15 protein-coding genes are annotated in these 18,237 nt (G+C 43.0%); all 15 read left to right on the top strand.

Annotation, left to right across the window (positions count from 1 at the left end):
* Positions 1-211 precede the first annotated feature (211 nt).
* The 15 genes from FTU37_RS00230 to FTU37_RS00160 all read left to right on the top strand — a co-directional run bounded on the left by FTU37_RS00230 (position 212) and on the right by FTU37_RS00160 (position 18,142).
* Entirely contained in the window at positions 212-3,004 is a 2,793-nt protein-coding gene (locus FTU37_RS00230; protein WP_180123541.1) for a nitrate reductase, read from the top strand.
* Complete coding sequence (locus tag FTU37_RS00225) at positions 3,004-3,627, top strand: molybdenum cofactor guanylyltransferase (protein ID WP_373686250.1); 624 nt, start codon at positions 3,004-3,006, stop codon at positions 3,625-3,627. Before FTU37_RS00230 ends, FTU37_RS00225 begins: the two co-directional genes overlap by 1 nt.
* A 356-nt stretch (positions 3,628-3,983) precedes the next feature.
* Entirely contained in the window at positions 3,984-5,021 is a 1,038-nt protein-coding gene (gene moaA / locus FTU37_RS00220) for a GTP 3',8-cyclase MoaA (protein WP_168377475.1), read from the top strand.
* A 2-nt stretch (positions 5,022-5,023) separates the two neighbouring features.
* Positions 5,024-5,275, top strand: coding sequence for a MoaD/ThiS family protein (locus FTU37_RS00215; RefSeq protein WP_168377474.1), 252 nt, complete (start codon positions 5,024-5,026; stop codon positions 5,273-5,275).
* A gap of 2 nt (positions 5,276-5,277) precedes the next feature.
* Positions 5,278-5,823, top strand: coding sequence for a molybdenum cofactor biosynthesis protein MoaE (locus tag FTU37_RS00210; RefSeq protein ID WP_168377473.1), 546 nt, complete (start codon positions 5,278-5,280; stop codon positions 5,821-5,823).
* A 51-nt stretch (positions 5,824-5,874) separates the two neighbouring features.
* Positions 5,875-6,798, top strand: a complete 924-nt coding sequence (gene moaCB, locus FTU37_RS00205) for a bifunctional molybdenum cofactor biosynthesis protein MoaC/MoaB (protein WP_168377472.1) — start codon at positions 5,875-5,877, stop codon at positions 6,796-6,798.
* A complete protein-coding gene (locus FTU37_RS00200; protein ID WP_168377471.1) occupies positions 6,795-8,045 on the top strand; it encodes a molybdopterin molybdotransferase MoeA in 1,251 nt (416 codons plus the stop codon). The genes moaCB and FTU37_RS00200 overlap by 4 nt, the downstream gene beginning before the upstream one ends.
* A gap of 9 nt (positions 8,046-8,054) precedes the next feature.
* Positions 8,055-8,816, top strand: a complete 762-nt coding sequence (gene modA / locus FTU37_RS00195) for a molybdate ABC transporter substrate-binding protein (RefSeq protein ID WP_168377470.1) — start codon at positions 8,055-8,057, stop codon at positions 8,814-8,816.
* 3 nt (positions 8,817-8,819) lie between these two features.
* Positions 8,820-9,518, top strand: a complete 699-nt coding sequence (modB, locus tag FTU37_RS00190; RefSeq protein ID WP_168377469.1) for a molybdate ABC transporter permease subunit — start codon at positions 8,820-8,822, stop codon at positions 9,516-9,518.
* The gene (locus tag FTU37_RS00185) at positions 9,505-10,143 is read left to right on the top strand and encodes an ATP-binding cassette domain-containing protein (protein ID WP_168377468.1); all 639 of its coding nucleotides are present in this window, start codon (positions 9,505-9,507) and stop codon (positions 10,141-10,143) included. Before modB ends, FTU37_RS00185 begins: the two co-directional genes overlap by 14 nt.
* Before the next feature lie 214 nt (positions 10,144-10,357).
* Complete coding sequence (locus FTU37_RS00180; protein WP_168377467.1) at positions 10,358-11,761, top strand: amino acid permease; 1,404 nt, start codon at positions 10,358-10,360, stop codon at positions 11,759-11,761.
* Between the two features lie 194 nt (positions 11,762-11,955).
* Positions 11,956-12,387, top strand: a complete 432-nt coding sequence (locus FTU37_RS00175; RefSeq protein ID WP_216076638.1) for a cation efflux protein, CzcI-like — start codon at positions 11,956-11,958, stop codon at positions 12,385-12,387.
* Between the two features lie 47 nt (positions 12,388-12,434).
* Complete coding sequence (locus FTU37_RS00170) at positions 12,435-13,757, top strand: TolC family protein (protein WP_180123540.1); 1,323 nt, start codon at positions 12,435-12,437, stop codon at positions 13,755-13,757.
* A 13-nt stretch (positions 13,758-13,770) separates the two neighbouring features.
* Positions 13,771-14,997: an efflux RND transporter periplasmic adaptor subunit gene (locus FTU37_RS00165; RefSeq protein ID WP_180123539.1), complete on the top strand. Its 1,227-nt coding sequence runs from the start codon at positions 13,771-13,773 to the stop codon at positions 14,995-14,997.
* Positions 14,987-18,142 (top strand): efflux RND transporter permease subunit, encoded by a 3,156-nt coding sequence (locus FTU37_RS00160; RefSeq protein WP_180123538.1) that lies wholly within the window; start codon positions 14,987-14,989, stop codon positions 18,140-18,142. Before FTU37_RS00165 ends, FTU37_RS00160 begins: the two co-directional genes overlap by 11 nt.
* Positions 18,143-18,237: the final 95 nt, after the last annotated feature.

Here is an 18,237-nt window from a genome sequence, read left to right as displayed (position 1 = left end):
TGTATTTGCGTAGGTGTTGCCTCACTTTTGAAGGATCAAAAGTGACAAAAATCCTTTGTTGGGCGAAGGGTACATCCTATACCCCGCCCAACGGTGGCATCCATGCCACCACACGATAGTTAGTTTTAACTTAAATTTAAATAATTTAGTCATCTTTTGAAATTGGTCGTAACACTCAATTAATTGAGTTTGGAAAAAGGAGCCGGCAGAAGTGAATAGCATCCCAATAGTGGAACTGCATAGCTCCACAGAAAATAAAATTAAAACAACGCAAACCACCTGTCCATATTGTGGTGTCGGCTGCGGCGTGAGCGCAACAGTTGAACAGACTGCTTTAGGGCAAAAAGTCAGTGTGACTGGCGATACGAACCATCCATCAAACTATGGCAAGCTGTGCATTAAAGGCAGTAACTTAGCCGATACGATTGGATTAGAAACACGTGTTTTACAGCCAATGCTTGGGCGTCAAACATCACCATTTAATACTCGTCAGGCTACAGACTGGAACACAGCAACAGCTCTGATTGCCGAAAAATTTCAGCAATGTATAGATCTTTACGGACGTGAAAGCATCGCTTTTTATGTGTCTGGCCAACTGCTGACGGAGGATTACTATGCCGTTAACAAATTTGTCAAAGGCTATTTAGGTACGGCAAATATTGACACCAATTCACGGCTTTGCATGTCATCGGCTGTGGCGGCACATAAGCGTGCATTTGGTGAAGACCTTGTACCAGCAAGCTATGAAGACTTTGAGCATACAGATATGGTGGTGCTGGTCGGATCCAATACAGCATGGTGCCATCCCGTGCTGTATCAGCGCATTATGAAAGCCAAAGAAGAACGTGATTTGTTCGTGGTGGTCATTGATCCGCGCTTTACCAGTACCTGTGAGGCTGCAGATTTGCATTTGCCGATTTTACCGGGGCAAGATGTCGCACTGTTCAACGGTTTGCTGCAGTATCTAGTACAAAATAATCATAGTGATGTAGATTTTATCGCCAAACATACTCAAGGTTTGATGCAAGCGCTGGAGCAAAGTGAAACAGAAACTTCTATGACAGCAGTTGCTGAACGTACAGGTATTTCTTTAGAAAAATTACAGCTATTTTTTGAAAAATTTGCGCAAACTGACAAAGTTATGTCGCTATTTTCGATGGGGGTTAATCAGTCTTCGCGCGGTGTAGACAAAGCCAACAGTATTATTAATTGCCATTTACTTACAGGCAAAATCGGAAAATTAGGTGCAGCGCCATTTTCTATGACAGGTCAGCCCAATGCGATGGGCGGCCGCGAGGTTGGCGGCTTAGCCAATATGCTGGCTGTGCACTTAGATGTCGATAACACGGCGCATCAGGCATTAGTACAAGAGTTTTGGCAAAGTCCATTTATTGCCAATAAAGCGGGATTAAAAGCAGTTGATCTGTTTCAGGCTGTAGAAAGCGGGAAAATCAAAGTCATTTGGATTATGGCGACAAATCCTGTTGTGAGCTTGCCAGATGCAGATCAAGTCAAACGTGCCTTAGAGCAATGCGAGTTTGTAGTGGTGTCGGATATTTGCAAAGACACAGACACAGCAATATATGCAGATGTGCTTTTACCTGCATTGGGCTGGGGTGAAAAAGACGGAACCGTTACCAATTCTGAACGCCGTATTTCACGTCAAACTGCATTTTTAGATGCGCCGGGTGAAGCCAGAGCAGACTGGTGGTCTATTGCACAAGTTGCGAAAAAGATGGGTTATAGCGGTTTTGACTACAGCAGCAGCTATGACATATTTATTGAACATGCAAAATTATCTGCTTATCAAAATGCGCCTTTAGATCAACGTGATACAACTGAGTCTTTTCGCTACTTTAACTTGCAGGGTTTAAGTAAGTTATCTGCACAAGATTATGCTGAATTAAAGCCCGTGCAATGGCCAGTTTGGCAGTTAGATCAGAGCGCTGATGCAGTCGGCCGTTTGTTTGCAGCAGGCCAATTCAGCCATGCCGATACCAAAGCTAAGTTTGTCGCAACAACCGCTATTGACCCTTTGAACAAGATTTGCGGCGAATATCCGCTGGTTTTAAATACTGGCCGTATCCGTGATCAATGGCACACCATGAGCCGTACGGGTTTATCTGCAAATTTGAGTACACATATCGCCGAACCATTTTGTGAAATACACCCGCAAGATGCACTGAAGTTTGGTGTTAAAGATGGTGAACTGGTTGAGGTGAAATCTAACTGGGGCTTATGTATTTTACGTGCACAGGTCAGCAGTAAAATTCGACGCGGTCAAATCTTTGCGCCAATTCATTGGAATGACCAAGTCGCATCGGATGCGCGTATTGGCAAAGTGGTGAATCCTGTGGTCGATGCACTATCTGGTGAGCCTGAATTTAAACATACACCTGTATTTGTACAGCCGTTTTATACACAGTGGCAAGGTGTACTGTATGTACGTGACGGCTTTGAGCAAATGGTGCAAAACACCATTCAAAACACGGTGTGGTGGACCAAAATTAAAACAGCGAAAGCGACACGTTTTGAGTTGGCAGATCGTAAAAAATTTAGAAACACGGTTCAGCAGCTGAAAACATTACTGCCATTTACCGATGAAAGCTTTGAATGGCTGAATTTGGAAGATCAAACTGCCGATTTGAGTCATACCGTGGTGCTGCAAGATGGGCATTTAATTGCCAGTCTATATATTGCGCAACGCTCTATGCTGCCAGACCGTGATTGGATTGCTGGCATGTTTAAGCGTGAACGACTAAGCGCAATGCACCGCAAAGCGCTGCTTGCAGGTCAGCCGATGAACATGACCAACAGTGCAGGTCCGCTGGTGTGCAGCTGCTTTAAAGTCGGTAAAAATACCATTATCGAAACCATTAAAGAAAAGAATATTAGCCATGAAAAACAAGTTACTGCATGTTTAAAGGCTGGCGGCAATTGCGGTTCGTGCTTATCAGAAATTCGAGGCTTAATTAAAGCCTGTCAGACGGAGTACGCAGAATGATGAAGAAAATCACCAAATCAGTAGGCTATCCAGAAACAGACTTGGTCATTTTGGCGGGCGGTCAAGCCCGCAGAATGAACGGTATAAATAAAGTTTTACAAAAATTTGATGATGAAATTCAGCTTATTAAGATTCATCAGTGTTTAAAATCACGGGCTGCAAATGTCTGGATTAACAGCCATCGTGACCATTCAATCTATGAATGCATGATTCCTTCAATAAAGCTGTATAAAGATGATGAAGCGGGGTTTTTAGGGCCGTTGATGGGCATGAAAAGCGCGTGGTCACATGTACAGTCGGATTATGTTTTGTTTGTCCCGTGCGATGTGACCTATATCCCGAAGAAAGTGCTTTCGAGACTGCATCAGGCCATGCAGCGGGATCCATTGTGTGAAGTGGCAGTTGTGGAAATTAATGGCAAAGCGCTGTATCCATTTTGTTTGCTGAAACGAAGCAGTCTCACAAAGCTGCAAGCCCATCTTGATCAAAAACAGCGCAGTTTGAAGGGGTGTTTCAGTCAAATGCACATGCAGGTTGCACGTTTTCAAAATAATGCACTCTTTTTTCACAGTATTAACTCTTTAGATGAGCTGCAGCAGCACCGTCAGCTGAATTTTCTCTGAAAGCTGTACCTTTTGCGGAGCTTTCATTTTAAATGATGAGCCTAATGTGCTGTTTTTGAACCCAGAGAGAAAATTTACAGCCAATATGAAGCTTTTGAGCATGATATATAGCGATAAAACAGACTGCTTTTATACCTTTGATAATGGGCTTAACGGCAATTTATACTTTTAATTGCTATTGGTTGTTTGTAAGTTGTTGATTTTGTATGTCAAAAAAATAAACCAAATCCTCTGAAATAAATATTTAAAAAAGCGCAAAGTTGGAACACTTATTGCAATTTTTACTGCAAGAAAAGAAGGCGCAAAATTTGTACTGAGCTAAGACAGGGCAAATGACAGCACCATGGAAGATAAACATGAACAGCATGACACAATTACAGCCAGCGACCATTTTTAAGGATCAGTTTGGCCGTGAAAAACGCAAATTGCGCATTTCAGTGACAGACCGCTGTAATTTTAAATGTGTCTATTGTATGCCTGAACATCCTGAATGGATGAAAAAACATAATCTTCTTAGTTTTGAATCACTTTACAATTTTTGTGAGTTTATGGTGCTGCGCGGGATTGATCAAATCCGGATCACCGGCGGTGAACCTCTTATGCGTCAAGGCGTTGTGCATTTTATTGAACAGCTGCAGCAGCTGAGAAAGCTAGGCCTTAAACGTATTTCCATGACCACCAATGGACATTATCTGAAGCAATATGCACAAGCCCTAAAACAAGCTGGCCTAGATGGCATAAATATCAGCTTGGACAGTTTGGATGAAGCGCAATTTTTCCAGCTGACACAAAAACAATTACAGCCTGTATTAAAAGGTATTGAAGCGGCTCAGCAAGCGGGCTTTGAAATAAAAATCAATACCGTGTTAATGAAAGGTCTAAATGAACAGCAAATCATTGCATTAACAAAATGGGCGCTGCAACAAGGTTTCGAACTGCGGTTTATCGAGTTTATGCCGCTGGATGGTGATCAAAACTGGTCTAAAGCTGCGGTCGTTACCGAACAAGACATACTGGATAAACTCAAGACTGTTTTTGACGTGCAAACATTGCACGGTCAAGGTGCGTCACCAGCCAGATCTTACTTAATCAACGGCTTGCCTATAGGTATTATTTCAACCATCAGCAATTCTTTTTGCGGCAGCTGCGACCGTCTAAGACTGAATGCGCAAGGCGAGTTTTTTAACTGCCTGTTTGCCCGAAAAGGTTTAAATCTCAGTCATGAAATTCAGCAGCTGAAAAGCAGTAAAACAACAGAGTTAATGCCGCTCGATGCAATGGCTTTGCAGCAAAAATTAGGCAGTTATATTTGGCAGAAGGAGCAAGGCTTTCATGCCATAACAGCTCAATCCAGTCCATCTAGAAAAATCAGCATGCATATGATTGGAGGCTAATGATGAGTCAGATCACCATCAAAATAGAATCTTTTGGCGCTATTGAACGCCTGCTGCCAGAGAATTTGAGTCTGACTTGCTTCGCACAGCAGTCGATTGCAGAGGTTTTGCAGCAAGTTACAGATCAATTTCCGGAGTCGTTCAGCATGCTTGAACGCTGCGCCTGTGCCATTGGGGAAGATATTGTACCAAGACAAACCGCATTGGTGCAGGACAGCACCGTTGTGCTGCTGTCACCTGTAGCGGGAGGCTAAATATGGAGCTTAAGCATATTTCACGCATACAAGATACGGTATTCAGCCAAGCCGATTTTGACAGCATTATGGCATTTCCTGAATGCGGCGGTATCGGCGTATTTATAGGCGCGGTGCGTAATCACCATGAAGGCAAAGCGGTAAAAGCTTTGAAATATACCGCTTATGCGCCTGTGGCTGAAAAAATGATCCGGCAAATTGAGCAGGAAATTCAAGCCAAATACGGCGTGTCATATGTACGGGTTGTACACCGTATTGGTGCGCTGCAGGTCGGTGATACTGCCATTATCGCCATGGCCTATGCGCCGCACCGACGTGAGGCTTTTGCGGCCTGTGAAGAGGCCGTAGAGCGGGTGAAGCATGAAGTGCCGGTGTGGAAAGAAGAGTTTTATATGGACGGCAGCAGCCAATATGTAGAGGGTTGCTGTATTCGTAAGGATCATGCAGCGCAGCATGCTCATATTCATGGCGAATCATGTGAACATGCACATCAAAACAGCCATCAGACCATGCATTTGAACGCCAATATTTACCAATGGCATCTATAAAACCCCAAATTTAATACTGCAAATGCAAATGAATAAGATAAGGACAAAGCAATGAAAAATGTGGGCATGAAAGCGGAAAGTTACCGTACAGCCATTGCAACTGGAATACTGCATGCGCCGCCACATTGCATTGAACTGCTGCGTAATGGCAATACTGAAAAAGGCGACGCGCTGAAAACCGCACGTATTGCAGGCATATTAGGCGCAAAACGTACAGATGAACTCATTCCGCTCTGTCATCCGCTGCCAATCTACCGTGCAGATGTTGAATATGAATTGTTTGAGGCGCATGTTGAAATTAGCGCAGTGGTTGAAACCATTGGCCCAACGGGTGTGGAAATGGAAGCTTTAACTGCTGTCAGCCTTGCGGGTTTAACGCTGTATGACATGCTTAAACCGCACTGTGAACCAGAGGATTTGTGCCTAGATCAGGTAAAACTGCAAAAGAAAAAAGGTGGTAAATCACATTTTACCCGTGTATTGAAAGAAAGCTTATCGGCGTCGATTATTGTGCTTTCAGATACAGTTGCTGTCGGTAAAAAACCAGATACTGCGGGGCAAAATGTCCTCGAAATTTTAGAAGAAGCAAACTTCAGCAACATCAGCTATCAAGTGATACCAGACAGTCCTGAACAGCTTCTTACCTTGATTGAGCAACAGAAAAATCAATACCCGCTGATATTGACGGTTGGCGGTACGGGTTTAGGGCCAAAAGATTTAACTGTAGAAACGATACAGCCGCTGTTAAAACGTGAAATTCCGGGTTTGATGGAGGCTTCACGCAGTTTTGGTCAAAAACGCACGCCTTATGCTGCGCTTAGCCGTGGTGTTGCGGGCTATATAGATAACAGCCTTGTCATTACATTGCCGGGCAGCAGACAAGGCGCAAAAGAATCACTTATTGCCATTTTACCTGCCTTGGTACATCTATTTGATGTGCAGAAGAATATTCCGCATGTAGGAGGCTATCAATGAACCAAGCTGTATTGCATACAGGCTGCGGTGCTGAGGCTGGACTGATTTCAGTTGACGAGGCTCTTGCGCTGATTCAGACACATACGCAAAGTTTGGCACATGAAACTTTGGAACTTCAACACGCTTTAGGCCGTTATTTGGCGGCAGATGTGCATTCACAAATTCAGCTGCCCTTATTTGCTCAAAGCGCTGTAGACGGCTATGCCATTTGCGCGGCGGGTGAAATTAAAGCAGGTACGCAATTTGAGCTCATTGGAGAAATCCGCGCAGGGCAAACGGCTGAAACTATTTTAAAAGCAGGCCAAGCTGTCCGTATATTTACTGGCGCGCCGATTCCTGAAGGCACGACTACAGTAGCGCGGCAAGAAATTGTGAAAGCGGATGCACAGCAAATTGAATTGACTTCAGTTTTAAATAAGCATGCGGATATTCGTGATGCAGGTGAGGAATTCTCAGTCGGACAATGTTTGGCTGTCCGTGGTCAAAAGCTAACGGTTGGGGCAATTGCAGCACTGAGCATGGCAGGTATTTCTCATTGTGAGGTCTACGCTTACCCTAAAGTTGCGGTGGTCATTACAGGTGATGAAGTTGCACAAAATATAGAAGATTATCGTGCAGGTAAAATATTTGATGCCAATGCGCCGCTGATTTTAGTATGGTTTCAGTCGCAGCACGTCCAAGTTGAAGTGATTCATATTGCAGATGAAAAACAGGCGGTTTTAGATTTATTCAACCGTTTAAAAGACAGCTTTGATTTAATTTTAACGACTGGCGGCGTATCTGTCGGTGATTATGATTTTGTTCGGCCGGCAGCCTTGGACATCGGTTTTCAGCAAATTTTCTGGAAAGTGAAACAAAAACCCGGCAAACCGATGTTGTTTGCACAATATCGACGTCCTGACAGCAGTTCCTGTTATTTACTCGGACTGCCGGGCAACCCCGCTGCAGTCTATGTCGGCATGCAAATTTATACAGATAGATTATTGAAAGCCCTACAAGGTCAAACACCTGCGCTGGACTGGTTCAGCGCAGTCATGACACATGACCTAAAAGCAGATGCACGTGAGCGGTTTTTAAGAATGTCGGCGCACTTTGATAAGCAAGGCAAGCTTCAACTAACCAGCCTGTCTAAACAGCAGTCGCATATGTTGAGCAATTTAATGCAAGCCAATTGCATTGTTCGGATTCCTGCAGGGCAGTCTGTGCAAGCAGGACAAATTCTTCAAGGCGTATTTATTCAGCATTAGGAGTTTGCTATGCATTTCAAATACATCTTAGCAGTAGGACTGAGCTTCATTGCTGGCGCATCTCAGGCGGAAATAGTCAAAATTTATGCTGCAGCCAGTTTAAGCAATGCTATCAGCGATATTGCAAAGCAATATCAGGCACAGAATCCAGACATCAAAATTGTACCGGTATTTGGCGCGTCATCTGCTTTAGCCAAACAGATTGAAGCCGGTGCGCCAAGTGATTTGTATTTTTCAGCAGATGTGGACTGGATGAATTATTTGGTGCAAAAACAGAAAATACCTGCAAAGCAAGTATTCAACATGCTAAGCAATGATTTGGTGCTGATTACGCCTAAAGCGGTGAATATGCAATTTAAAGCCGTGCCGCAGTTTAGTTTTGCCAAGGCATTCAAAGGTCACTTATGTACAGGGCAAATGGAGTCTGTACCTGCTGGAAAATATGCCAAACAAAGCCTAACCAAGTTGGGCTGGCTATCAAGTTTGAATGGAAGGATTGTCGGGACAGATGATGTACGATCGGCTTTGGCTTTTGTCGAACGAGGTGAGTGCCAAGCGGGGATTGTTTATCGTACCGATGCGCTGATCAGTTCTAAAGTTAAAATAGCCGGGATTTTTCCAAATCATACTCATCAATCGATCATTTATCCATTGGCTTTAACACATCAAGGCGCAGCTAAACCTGAGGCCGTGAAGTTTTACCGTTATCTTAAAGACCATGCGCAAAGCAAAATGCTTTTTAAGCATTATGGCTTTGGTGTGAAAGGCTAAAGCATGCTGAGCCTAGAAGAGTGGAGCGCATTGTATCTGTCGGCTAAGGTTGCCGTTTGCGCCACTGTATTTTGCTTGCCATTTGCTATTGGGCTGGCTTGGGTGCTGGCGCGCTATGAGTTTCATTTGAAATTTTTAGTCGAAGCGCTATTACAAATGCCGATGGTGCTGCCGCCGGTGGTTTTGGGTTATCTACTATTGGTGCTCTTTGGTTCAAATGGCTGGATCGGCAAGCTGCTCAATGAATGGGGCATTCAACTGGCTTTTAATTGGAAAGGCGCCGTTTTAGCATCCATGATTGTGTCATTTCCGCTGATTGTGCAGCCGATCCGTTTGTCTTTTCAAATGATTAATCAGCAGCTGGAGCAGGTTGCAGGCTCACTAGGCGCGCATCCGTTACGGGTATTTGCATCAATTAGCCTGCCGCTGGCTTTACCGGGGATTTTAATTGGCAGTATTTTAGGATTTAGCCGAAGTCTAGGTGAGTTTGGCGCAACCATTACCTTTGTTGGCAATATTCCAGATGAAACCCGAACCATTCCTATCGCTATTTATTCGCTGATACAGCAGCCCAATGGCGAAGAATCTGCAATGCGTTTAGTGATCCTTTCATTGCTGGCGGCTTTTGGTGCATTGATTGCCAATTATTATATTTTACAGCGCTATCAGCGAAAACTCGGAGCCGGCCATGCTTCAGTGTGATTTTCAGTTTCAATATGCAGATTTTAAGTTGCAGGCTCGGCTGCAGATGCAGGATCAGCTGCTGGGCATTATGGGGCCATCAGGTAGCGGAAAATCTACACTGCTGAAAAATTTGGTTGGTTTGCTGCAGCCACAGCAAGGTTATATATCGCTGAATACGCGTGAAGTGTTCGATACGGCGCAAAAGATTAACTTGCCAATGCATAAACGCCGTATTGCGCTGATTTTCCAAAAAGCATGGCTTTTCCCGCATATGAATGTGCAGCAAAATTTACAATATGCGGAGAACCTAGGCGCTCAGCAAAATACGAAATTTAAATTTGAGCAAGTGACTAATCTGCTTGAGTTGCAGCCACTACTCAAACGGCGGGCGAATGAACTTTCTGGCGGAGAGGCGCAGCGCGTTTCCATAGGACGCGCATTGCTGTCACAGCCTGATCTGCTGCTGTTAGATGAACCGCTGACAGGACTGGACCGCAGGCTGAAAGATCAAATATTGCCATTTTTAAACACGGTGAAAGAACAGTTGGCGCTGCCGATGATATATGTTACGCATCATGGCGATGAGTTAGATTATTTAAAAGCCCATATTTTGTATCTAGAAAATGGTCAAATAAGTTTTTAAATAAATATAAAATTATATAAGTAATAACAGTGAATTAGATGAAAAAATGGTATTAAGCTGCATCTTAAAGTTTTGATTAGAACTATGAAAAACTCATTTTCTAGATTAAATTGTTACAAAACAAGGGAGAACACAGCGTTTTCCCTTTTTTATTCCTAATGATCTTGGAAATAATGATTTGTACGACTGACCGTGCAGACAGGGAATCTAATCGATGCATGATGATAGCTTAGCCACACATAATTCAACTGCAAAACTGGGTGCAGGGCTATCTAATCGGCATATTACAATGATCAGTATTGGTGGTGTAATTGGTGCTGGACTGTTTGTTGGATCATCTGCTGCGATTGCAAAAGCAGGGCCTGCCGCCGTTCTTGCTTATATTACTACCAGTATTTTGGTTTTTTTAATCATGCGAATGTTGGGAGAAATGGCTGTAGCTCAACCTGACACCGGCTCATTTTCAACCTATGCAAGAAAAGCCATTGGGCCTTGGGCGGGCTTTACCATCGGATGGTTATATTGGTGGTTTTGGGTTTTAGTTATTCCAATTGAAGCAATCGCTGGTGCAGAAATTCTGCATGCATGGTTTCCATCAATATCCAGTGCTGTATTTGCGACATTCTTTATTGTGCTTCTCAGTTTAGCCAACTTTTTTAGTACTCGGAGTTTTGGTGAGTTTGAATTTTGGTTTTCTCTGATAAAAGTCTTGGCTATTGTAATTTTTATCGCCATTGGACTCACCGCCATATTGGGGTTTTGGCCCTTAGCACCTAATGTAAGTGGTGTAGAAAATCTGTTTAAAAATGATGGATTTATGCCAAATGGTCTGGGTGGCGTGCTTTCAGCAATATTGATTTCAGCATTCTCATTCTTTGGTGTAGAAATTTTATCGATCGCTGCAGCAGAATCAAAAGATCCTGAGCAAAAAATTAAACGCGCAACCAATTTAGTGTTGTATCGGGTCATCTTATTTTTTGTGGTTTCAATTTTTATAACGGTTGCATTGGTAGATTGGCGTTCACCGCAATTACAACAATTAGGCACCTTCCAATATGTCTTGGTCAGTTTAAATGTTCCACAATCAAAATTAATTATTGATAGTGTGGTCTTTATTGCGGTTGCAAGTTGTATGAATGCTGCACTTTATAGTTCATCAAGGATGCTATTTTCATTGGGGACACGCAAAGAAGCACCTCAATGGGTCACATCCATTAATGCCTCTGGTGTGCCTGCAATTGCAGTATTGGCATCGTCTGTAGTGGGCTTAATTTGCTGTGCAGTCAATTATTTATTTCCAGGCCAAGTATTTGGATTTTTACTGTCTACAACAGGTTCAATTGCCTTATTGGTTTATTTAGTGATTGCATTTTCACAGCTTAAATTGAGAACACAAATCGAAAAAAATGGAACTGAGGTTGCGTTTAAAATGTGGCTATTTCCATGGCTGACATGGGCTGTCATTATTGTGATTTTAAGTGTGCTGATCTATATGTTTTTATCTCCAGCCTACAGTTATGAAACTTCATTATCTTTAGGTGTTACGACATTGGTGGTGCTCTGCGGCTTAGTTGTGACAAGAAAAGCTAAGTTGAAGAATGATTCAGAACTAAATTAAAAAAGTTTCGCTGATAAAAATCGTAATCATGAACCAATGGATTGTCTTTAGAATGTGCCGTGTCAGGGGATTAAAGCGAATGCGTTACGTTATATCTCTATGGCAATCCATTTTTAAGACAAATTCAAAGATTCACTTGACCTTCGACCGACTCCAAGCTTTATAATCGTTAAAATTTTCTTGATTGATACAATATGCGTTCTGCGACATGGATAACAGTCTTAGTCGGATTGTTCATGTTCCAAAGCCTTTGGAACGTGGCAGCCGCTTTCTGTGTGCATGAAGAGCAAACCCAAGTTGTTCAAAGCTATCATTTTGGTCATCATCAAAATACCTTATGCGTCAGCAGTGAAACCAATCCACAGCATTCGTTGCATCAAGCATCTGATGAATCCAATAGCAAGCCAATCAAAAATACCGCAAGTGATCTGCAACTCGGTGAAGATCATCAAGACCATTTGCCGTCTATGACGCATTTGATTGTACAAAACCAACAATCGATTCTTTTTATTGCGCATCAGGCCTTTGAATATTCGCCAAAATTTGTTTGGACGAATCTTTATCAAGCGCCTGATCTCTTACTGCAAACACCTCCTCCTGTTTATGCCCCGCTAATGGCGGGGTAGCCTAAAACATTCCCGCCACTTTTTTTAATAAATAAGTGGGAAAATTCATGTCTTTATATTTTACGGCGTTTATACGTCTAGGTTTAGCTGTCGGTATTTCGACGGCCTTACAAAGTACTTTTGCAGAAAATGTCAGCAGTTTTGAATCTACATTTGCCAAAGTACAAAACTACCAAGCACAAACAGATATTTGGCAACAACAACAGCAAATCTCTGATTTTAATGTGCGCCAAAGCAAGCTCTGGCAGAACCCAAGCCTATCGATTGAACAAAATGGTTTTGGTAAAAATCAAGATCAAGAGCTCAGTATCGGAATCAGCCAGCCAATGGATGTATTCGGTCAGCGTAAAATCAATCAAGCACTCGCGAGTACCTCTGCACAGCAAATACAGTTGCAACAGCAAATTTGGAATGCGCAAAGTCAGTTGATTGTGAAGTTTGCATGGTCACAGCTAGCCATCGCTCAAAATGAGCAATCGATTTACGCTACACAGCTCAAACTCAGTAAATCTAATTTGGACAGCGCGCAAAAACGCTATCAGGCAGGCAGTATTGCTTTGGTGGATGTAGAGCGCGCTCAAATTGAAGCTTTGGAAATACAGCGTCTATACCAACAGGCGCTTTTAAAACAGCAAACTGTGGCGCGTCAGCTTTCTAATTTATGGGGTGAAACTACGTCGCAAATTGCGTTGAATAACAGCGTTACGCCTTGGCCTGAACAGAGCCAAAGTTTAGTTGAGCGTAATTTATCGGAAGGTTGGCTACAAAAATTGTATGCCTTGAATGTTCAGCAGGCAAATCAGCAAATTGAACATTTAAAAGTACAGGCACGTCCAAACCCAACCCTAAATATGGGCATGTCACGTACCAAGTCTCCAACAGATACCAATGATACGGTCTTGGTACTTGGTGTGGATATTCCGCTCAATATTTTTAACCGCCAGCAATATGCCATTCCAATGGCGCAAAAACAGCAAATTTTATTAAATCATCAGCAACAGCGCGAGTTAAAACAGCAAGTTTTGGACATCGCCAACAGCATTCACCAGCTTAAAGGTCTACGTACGCAGTTTGATGCCACAGGCAGTCAGATTGGCTTGGCTGAAAAGGTTCAAAACCGAACTTTGCAAGGTTTTCAGGCAGGTAAATTTGCCATTACAGATGTACAGCAAACCACAAAACAACTCCAAGACCTTCGACTTAGCCAAATGCAAATTTTGGCGCAGGCTTGGCAGAGCGCACTCAGTGCTGAAGCCTTAAGTATTGGCACTAGTTATGAAGAAATCAGCCGTTCAGATGCTTATAGTCAATTGAATAAAAAAGCCATTGAAGCATCCCACACTCTCATCAAGAGCGCATCAGCACAATAAGGCAGTTAATCACATGAAAATTAAACAAGATGGAAAAATTTCACAGCCTTTGATGATTGCAGTTTTAATTGGCTTAACGCTGATGCTGTGTACTGCTCTTTGGTTCAGTACAAATAAATCCGATGCGGATAAAACTGAGCATGAAGGAGAGCATAACGAGGCTAATAATAGTGATGCTGAAGCAGAACATGCAGAAGAAGGTGAACTGCAACTCACCGCTCAGCAAATGATAGAACAAGGAATTAAAATGGCGACTGCGGAAAGTGGTCTGGTCGAAAATATTATTCAATTGCCAGGTAAATTGGCCGTTAATACTGATCAGCAGGCACATATTTCCCCAAACTTCAGCGGTCATGTCGAGCAAGTCAGTGTAGCACTCGGTCAAACTGTACAAAAAGGGCAAACTCTAGCTGTGCTGTCAGTACCTGAATTGATTGATCAGCAAGCCAATTTACGTATGGCTGAAGCTAATTTAGATTTGTCTCGCAAAGATTATCAGCGTGAGCAAAAGCTATGGTCTCAAGGGATTTCTGCCAAACAGGACTTTCAGCGTGCCGAAAATACCTATCGTCAGGCTCAAATTAGCGTACAGTCAGCACAATCGCGCTTGCAAGCTTTGGGCGCAAATAGCGGTCAAAATGGGCGATTTATTATTCGCGCGCCAATTTCTGGCGTGATTAGTCAAAAAGATATTGTGGTGGGTGAAAATGTGCAATTGGCAGACCAATTATTCACCATCGAACAGCTTAAAGATTTGTGGCTGGAATTTAACTTAGCTCATCAATATTCCGCACAATTACAAAAGGGTCAAAACGTCTCTTTCAAAATTAATGGCTCAGATCAGCTCTATAGCGCAGAGATACAAAGCCTGACATCACAGGCAGATGTGCAAACTGGACGCTTGGTGGTACGCGCCAAATTAAAACAACAATCTGCTGAGCTTCGCCCGAATGTGATGGTCAATGTGCTATTGGCAGATTCAGGTACTAAAAATGTATTACGGGTGCAAAAGTCCGCCGTGCAAAGCATAGAGGGTAAAGACAGTATTTTTATTGTTGAATCTGAACAAAAAGGTCAAGTGCATTTAAAAGCGCAAGCGCTAAAACTTGGACAAGCATCCAGTGATGGGCAATGGCTAGAAGTGATTTCGGGTCTTGATGCAGGGCAAAAGTATATTTCCCAAGGCAGTTTTTTACTGAAATCTGAACTGGAAAAAGACGAGGCTGGCCATGAACACTAATTCAGAGAACCCGAACACAAATTTACCAAAGCCAGAAGGTCTATTCGAACGCATTATTCAGTTTTCAATTCAAAATGCAATTTGGGTGATGCTGTTTGTTTGTACGTGGATTGCCGTCGGGATTTATAGTTATCAAAAACTGCCGATTGATGCAGTCCCTGATATTACCAACACCCAAGTGCAAATTAATACGCAGGCCAATGGCTTTACAGCGTTAGAAGTTGAACAGCGGATTACTTATCCGATTGAAAATGCGATGGCAGGTATTCCAGATTTGGAGTTGACCCGTTCTATTTCCCGTTATGGCCTGTCACAAGTCACGATTGTCTTTAAAGACGGTACGGATATTTACTGGGCACGTCAGCAAATTAATCAGCGGGTACAGGAAGTTCGGTCGTCATTGCCAGCTCAGGTTTCTCCGACGATGTCGCCAGTTTCGACAGGTTTGGGCGAGATTTATCAATGGGTGCTGAAAGCAGAACCCAATGCAAAAAAAGCAGATGGTACGGCATATAGCGCGATGGATTTGCGTGAAATTCAGGACTGGATTGTGCGTCCGCAATTACAGCGTGTACAAGGTGTTGCCGAGGTCAACAGTATTGGTGGTTTTAATAAAACCTACGTGGTTTCACCTGATTTAAACCGCATGCAACAGCTGAACCTGTCATTAGAACAATTACAGCAAGCGCTTACAGAAAATAATGAAAACCGTGGTGCAGGATTTATTGAGGAAAATGGTCAGCAGTTAACAGTTCGAGTGCCGGGAACCTTAAATACCATTACAGATATTGAAAACACCATGATTGACAGCCCAAACGGCAGTCCAATTCGGGTGGGTGATATTGCACAAGTATCGATAGGGCATGATTTGCGCACAGGTGGTGCAACCTATAACGGCGAAGAAACCGTTTTAGGTATTGCCATGATGGCCATGGGGCAAAATAGCCGAACTGTCTCGAAAGCTGTAGATGCCAAAATTAAAGACATTCAAGCCAGCTTACCCAAAGGGGTAAAAATTGAAACAGTGTATGACCGTACCATATTGGTAGAGAAAGCCATTAAAACCGTTCAAAAGAACTTGGTTGAAGGCGCAATTCTGGTCATCATCATTTTATTTATCTTTTTAGGTAATATCCGTGCCGCCTTAATTACTGCCTGCGTTATTCCACTATCCATGCTGTTTACCTTAACCGGTATGGCACAAAAGAATATCAGCGCGAACCTAATGAGCTTAGGCGCGCTTGATTTCGGGATTATTGTTGATGGCGCAGTGGTGATTGTTGAAAACTGTATACGACGTTTAGCCCATGCACAGCAAACGTTGAAACGTCCATTAACGCAAAATGAACGCTTTAAAGAAGTCTTTTTGGCTGCTCGTCAGGCACGCCGTCCGCTGATATTCGGTCAGTTGATTATTTTAGTGGTGTATTTGCCAATTTTTGCTTTAAGTGGTGTAGAAGCAAAAATGTTCCATCCGATGGCATTAACTGTGGTATTGGCACTTGTGGCGGCGATCATTCTGTCTATTACATTTGTACCTGCTGCTGTAGCGCTTTGGGTGAAAGGTGAAATTAAAGAAACAGAAAGCCGTTGGATGAATTGGCTGAAAAAGCAGTATCTTCAAATTTTAAATAAAGCCTTTCATTACAAGGCTGTAGTGATGACTTTTGCACTGTGTTTACTGCTCATTACTGGGCTTTTAAGCACCAAAATTGGCAGTGAGTTTGCACCACAGCTGAGTGAGGGTGATTTTGCAGTTCAGTTGATGCGCTCACCAAGCACAGGCCTAGAAGAATCATTAAAAATGCAGGAGAACGCTGAGAAATTGCTGCTGAAAAAATTTCCAGAGATTCAGGCTGTATTTGCTCGTACAGGTACAGCAGAAGTGGCAACCGATGTAATGCCTCCGAACATTTCCGATGGTTATATTATGCTCAAACCACGTAATGAATGGCCAAACCCTAAAGAAAGTGTGGATGAACTGCGTGGCCGTATGGTGGCTTATGTGGCTACAATTCCAGGTAATAACAGTGAGTTTTCCCAACCTATTGAACTGCGCTTTAATGAGTTGATCTCAGGTGTGCGTAGTGATGTGGGCGTTAAAATATTTGGCGATGATATGCAAGTGCTTAACACAGAAGCCACTAAAATTGCCAAAATTATGCAGCAAGTTGCGGGGAGTAGCGCCGTAAAAGTTGAACAAACCTCAGGTTTGCCTTTATTAAATATTGAAATAGATAAGGCTTTGGCTGCGCAATATGGTTTAAGCGTTAAATCTATACAGGATACTGTGGCAGCCAGTGTCGGTGGACAAAGTGTAGGGGAGATTTTAGAAGGCGATCGCCGTTTTGACTTTGTTATTCGTTTAAATGATCAAGACCGTAATGTAAGCACGATTTCACAACTACCGTTAAAGTTGCCAAATGGTGGCAGTATTGTACTCTCAAATGTTGCCACAGTGTCTAATGTAGATGGGATCAATCAAGTCAGCCGTGAAAATGGTAAACGCCGTATTGTAGTGACTGCCAATGTTGAAGGCCGTGATTTAGGTTCTTTTGTGGCGGATATGCAGACTCAGCTGAAACAATATGCATTACCAAGCGGTTATTGGATTGAATATGGCGGTCAATTTGAAAACCTTGCATCTGCCAAAGCAAGAATGCAAATTGTCATTCCTTTAGCACTACTGACCATCTTTATTTTATTAATGGCAGTATTTCATAATGTGAAAGAAAGTCTGCTGGTCTTTACTGGCGTACCCTTTGCCTTAACGGGCGGTGTATTGTTTCTTTGGTTAAGAGATATTCCGCTTTCGATGTCTGCAGGGATTGGATTTATTGCACTCTCAGGTGTTGCTGTGCTGAATGGCCTGGTCATGCTGACCTTCATTAAAGAACTGGGGGACAAGTATCCATTGCATGAAGCCGTATGGCAGGGCGCTGTACTTCGATTACGCCCAGTACTCATGACTGCCTGTGTTGCCTCTTTAGGTTTTGTACCAATGGCTTTGGCAACAGGTACAGGTGCGGAAGTGCAACGGCCTTTAGCCACGGTTGTGATCGGCGGTATTCTTTCTTCCACCTTGCTGACCTTGGTGCTATTGCCAGTGCTTTACCGCTGGCTTAATACAGCTCGATCTCAATAATCTAGACTAAGCAATTTTGATTAAAACGATATTGCATTAACCCATACGGTTCATTCATTAGACAGAATGGATCGTATGGACTTACGATTTATCAA

The sequence above is a fragment of the Acinetobacter sp. YH12097 genome (assembly GCF_013419225.1).
GTDB classification, from domain to species: domain Bacteria; phylum Pseudomonadota; class Gammaproteobacteria; order Pseudomonadales; family Moraxellaceae; genus Acinetobacter; species Acinetobacter amyesii.
Note: the sequence above shows the minus strand (reverse complement) of the source record. Positions and strands in the feature narration are given on the sequence as shown.

Coding starts and splice junctions, on each gene's coding strand:
- FTU37_RS00170 (WP_180123540.1), top strand. CDS start 12,435: ATGTCTTTATATTTTACGGCGTTTATACGTCTAGGTTTAGCTGTCGGT.
- FTU37_RS00160 (WP_180123538.1), top strand. CDS start 14,987: ATGAACACTAATTCAGAGAACCCGAACACAAATTTACCAAAGCCAGAA.
- modA (WP_168377470.1), top strand. CDS start 8,055: ATGCATTTCAAATACATCTTAGCAGTAGGACTGAGCTTCATTGCTGGC.
- modB (WP_168377469.1), top strand. CDS start 8,820: ATGCTGAGCCTAGAAGAGTGGAGCGCATTGTATCTGTCGGCTAAGGTT.
- FTU37_RS00165 (WP_180123539.1), top strand. CDS start 13,771: ATGAAAATTAAACAAGATGGAAAAATTTCACAGCCTTTGATGATTGCA.
- FTU37_RS00180 (WP_168377467.1), top strand. CDS start 10,358: ATGCATGATGATAGCTTAGCCACACATAATTCAACTGCAAAACTGGGT.
- FTU37_RS00210 (WP_168377473.1), top strand. CDS start 5,278: ATGGAGCTTAAGCATATTTCACGCATACAAGATACGGTATTCAGCCAA.
- moaA (WP_168377475.1), top strand. CDS start 3,984: ATGAACAGCATGACACAATTACAGCCAGCGACCATTTTTAAGGATCAG.
- FTU37_RS00175 (WP_216076638.1), top strand. CDS start 11,956: ATGCGTTCTGCGACATGGATAACAGTCTTAGTCGGATTGTTCATGTTC.
- FTU37_RS00200 (WP_168377471.1), top strand. CDS start 6,795: ATGAACCAAGCTGTATTGCATACAGGCTGCGGTGCTGAGGCTGGACTG.
- moaCB (WP_168377472.1), top strand. CDS start 5,875: ATGAAAAATGTGGGCATGAAAGCGGAAAGTTACCGTACAGCCATTGCA.
- FTU37_RS00185 (WP_168377468.1), top strand. CDS start 9,505: ATGCTTCAGTGTGATTTTCAGTTTCAATATGCAGATTTTAAGTTGCAG.
- FTU37_RS00225 (WP_373686250.1), top strand. CDS start 3,004: ATGAAGAAAATCACCAAATCAGTAGGCTATCCAGAAACAGACTTGGTC.
- FTU37_RS00215 (WP_168377474.1), top strand. CDS start 5,024: ATGAGTCAGATCACCATCAAAATAGAATCTTTTGGCGCTATTGAACGC.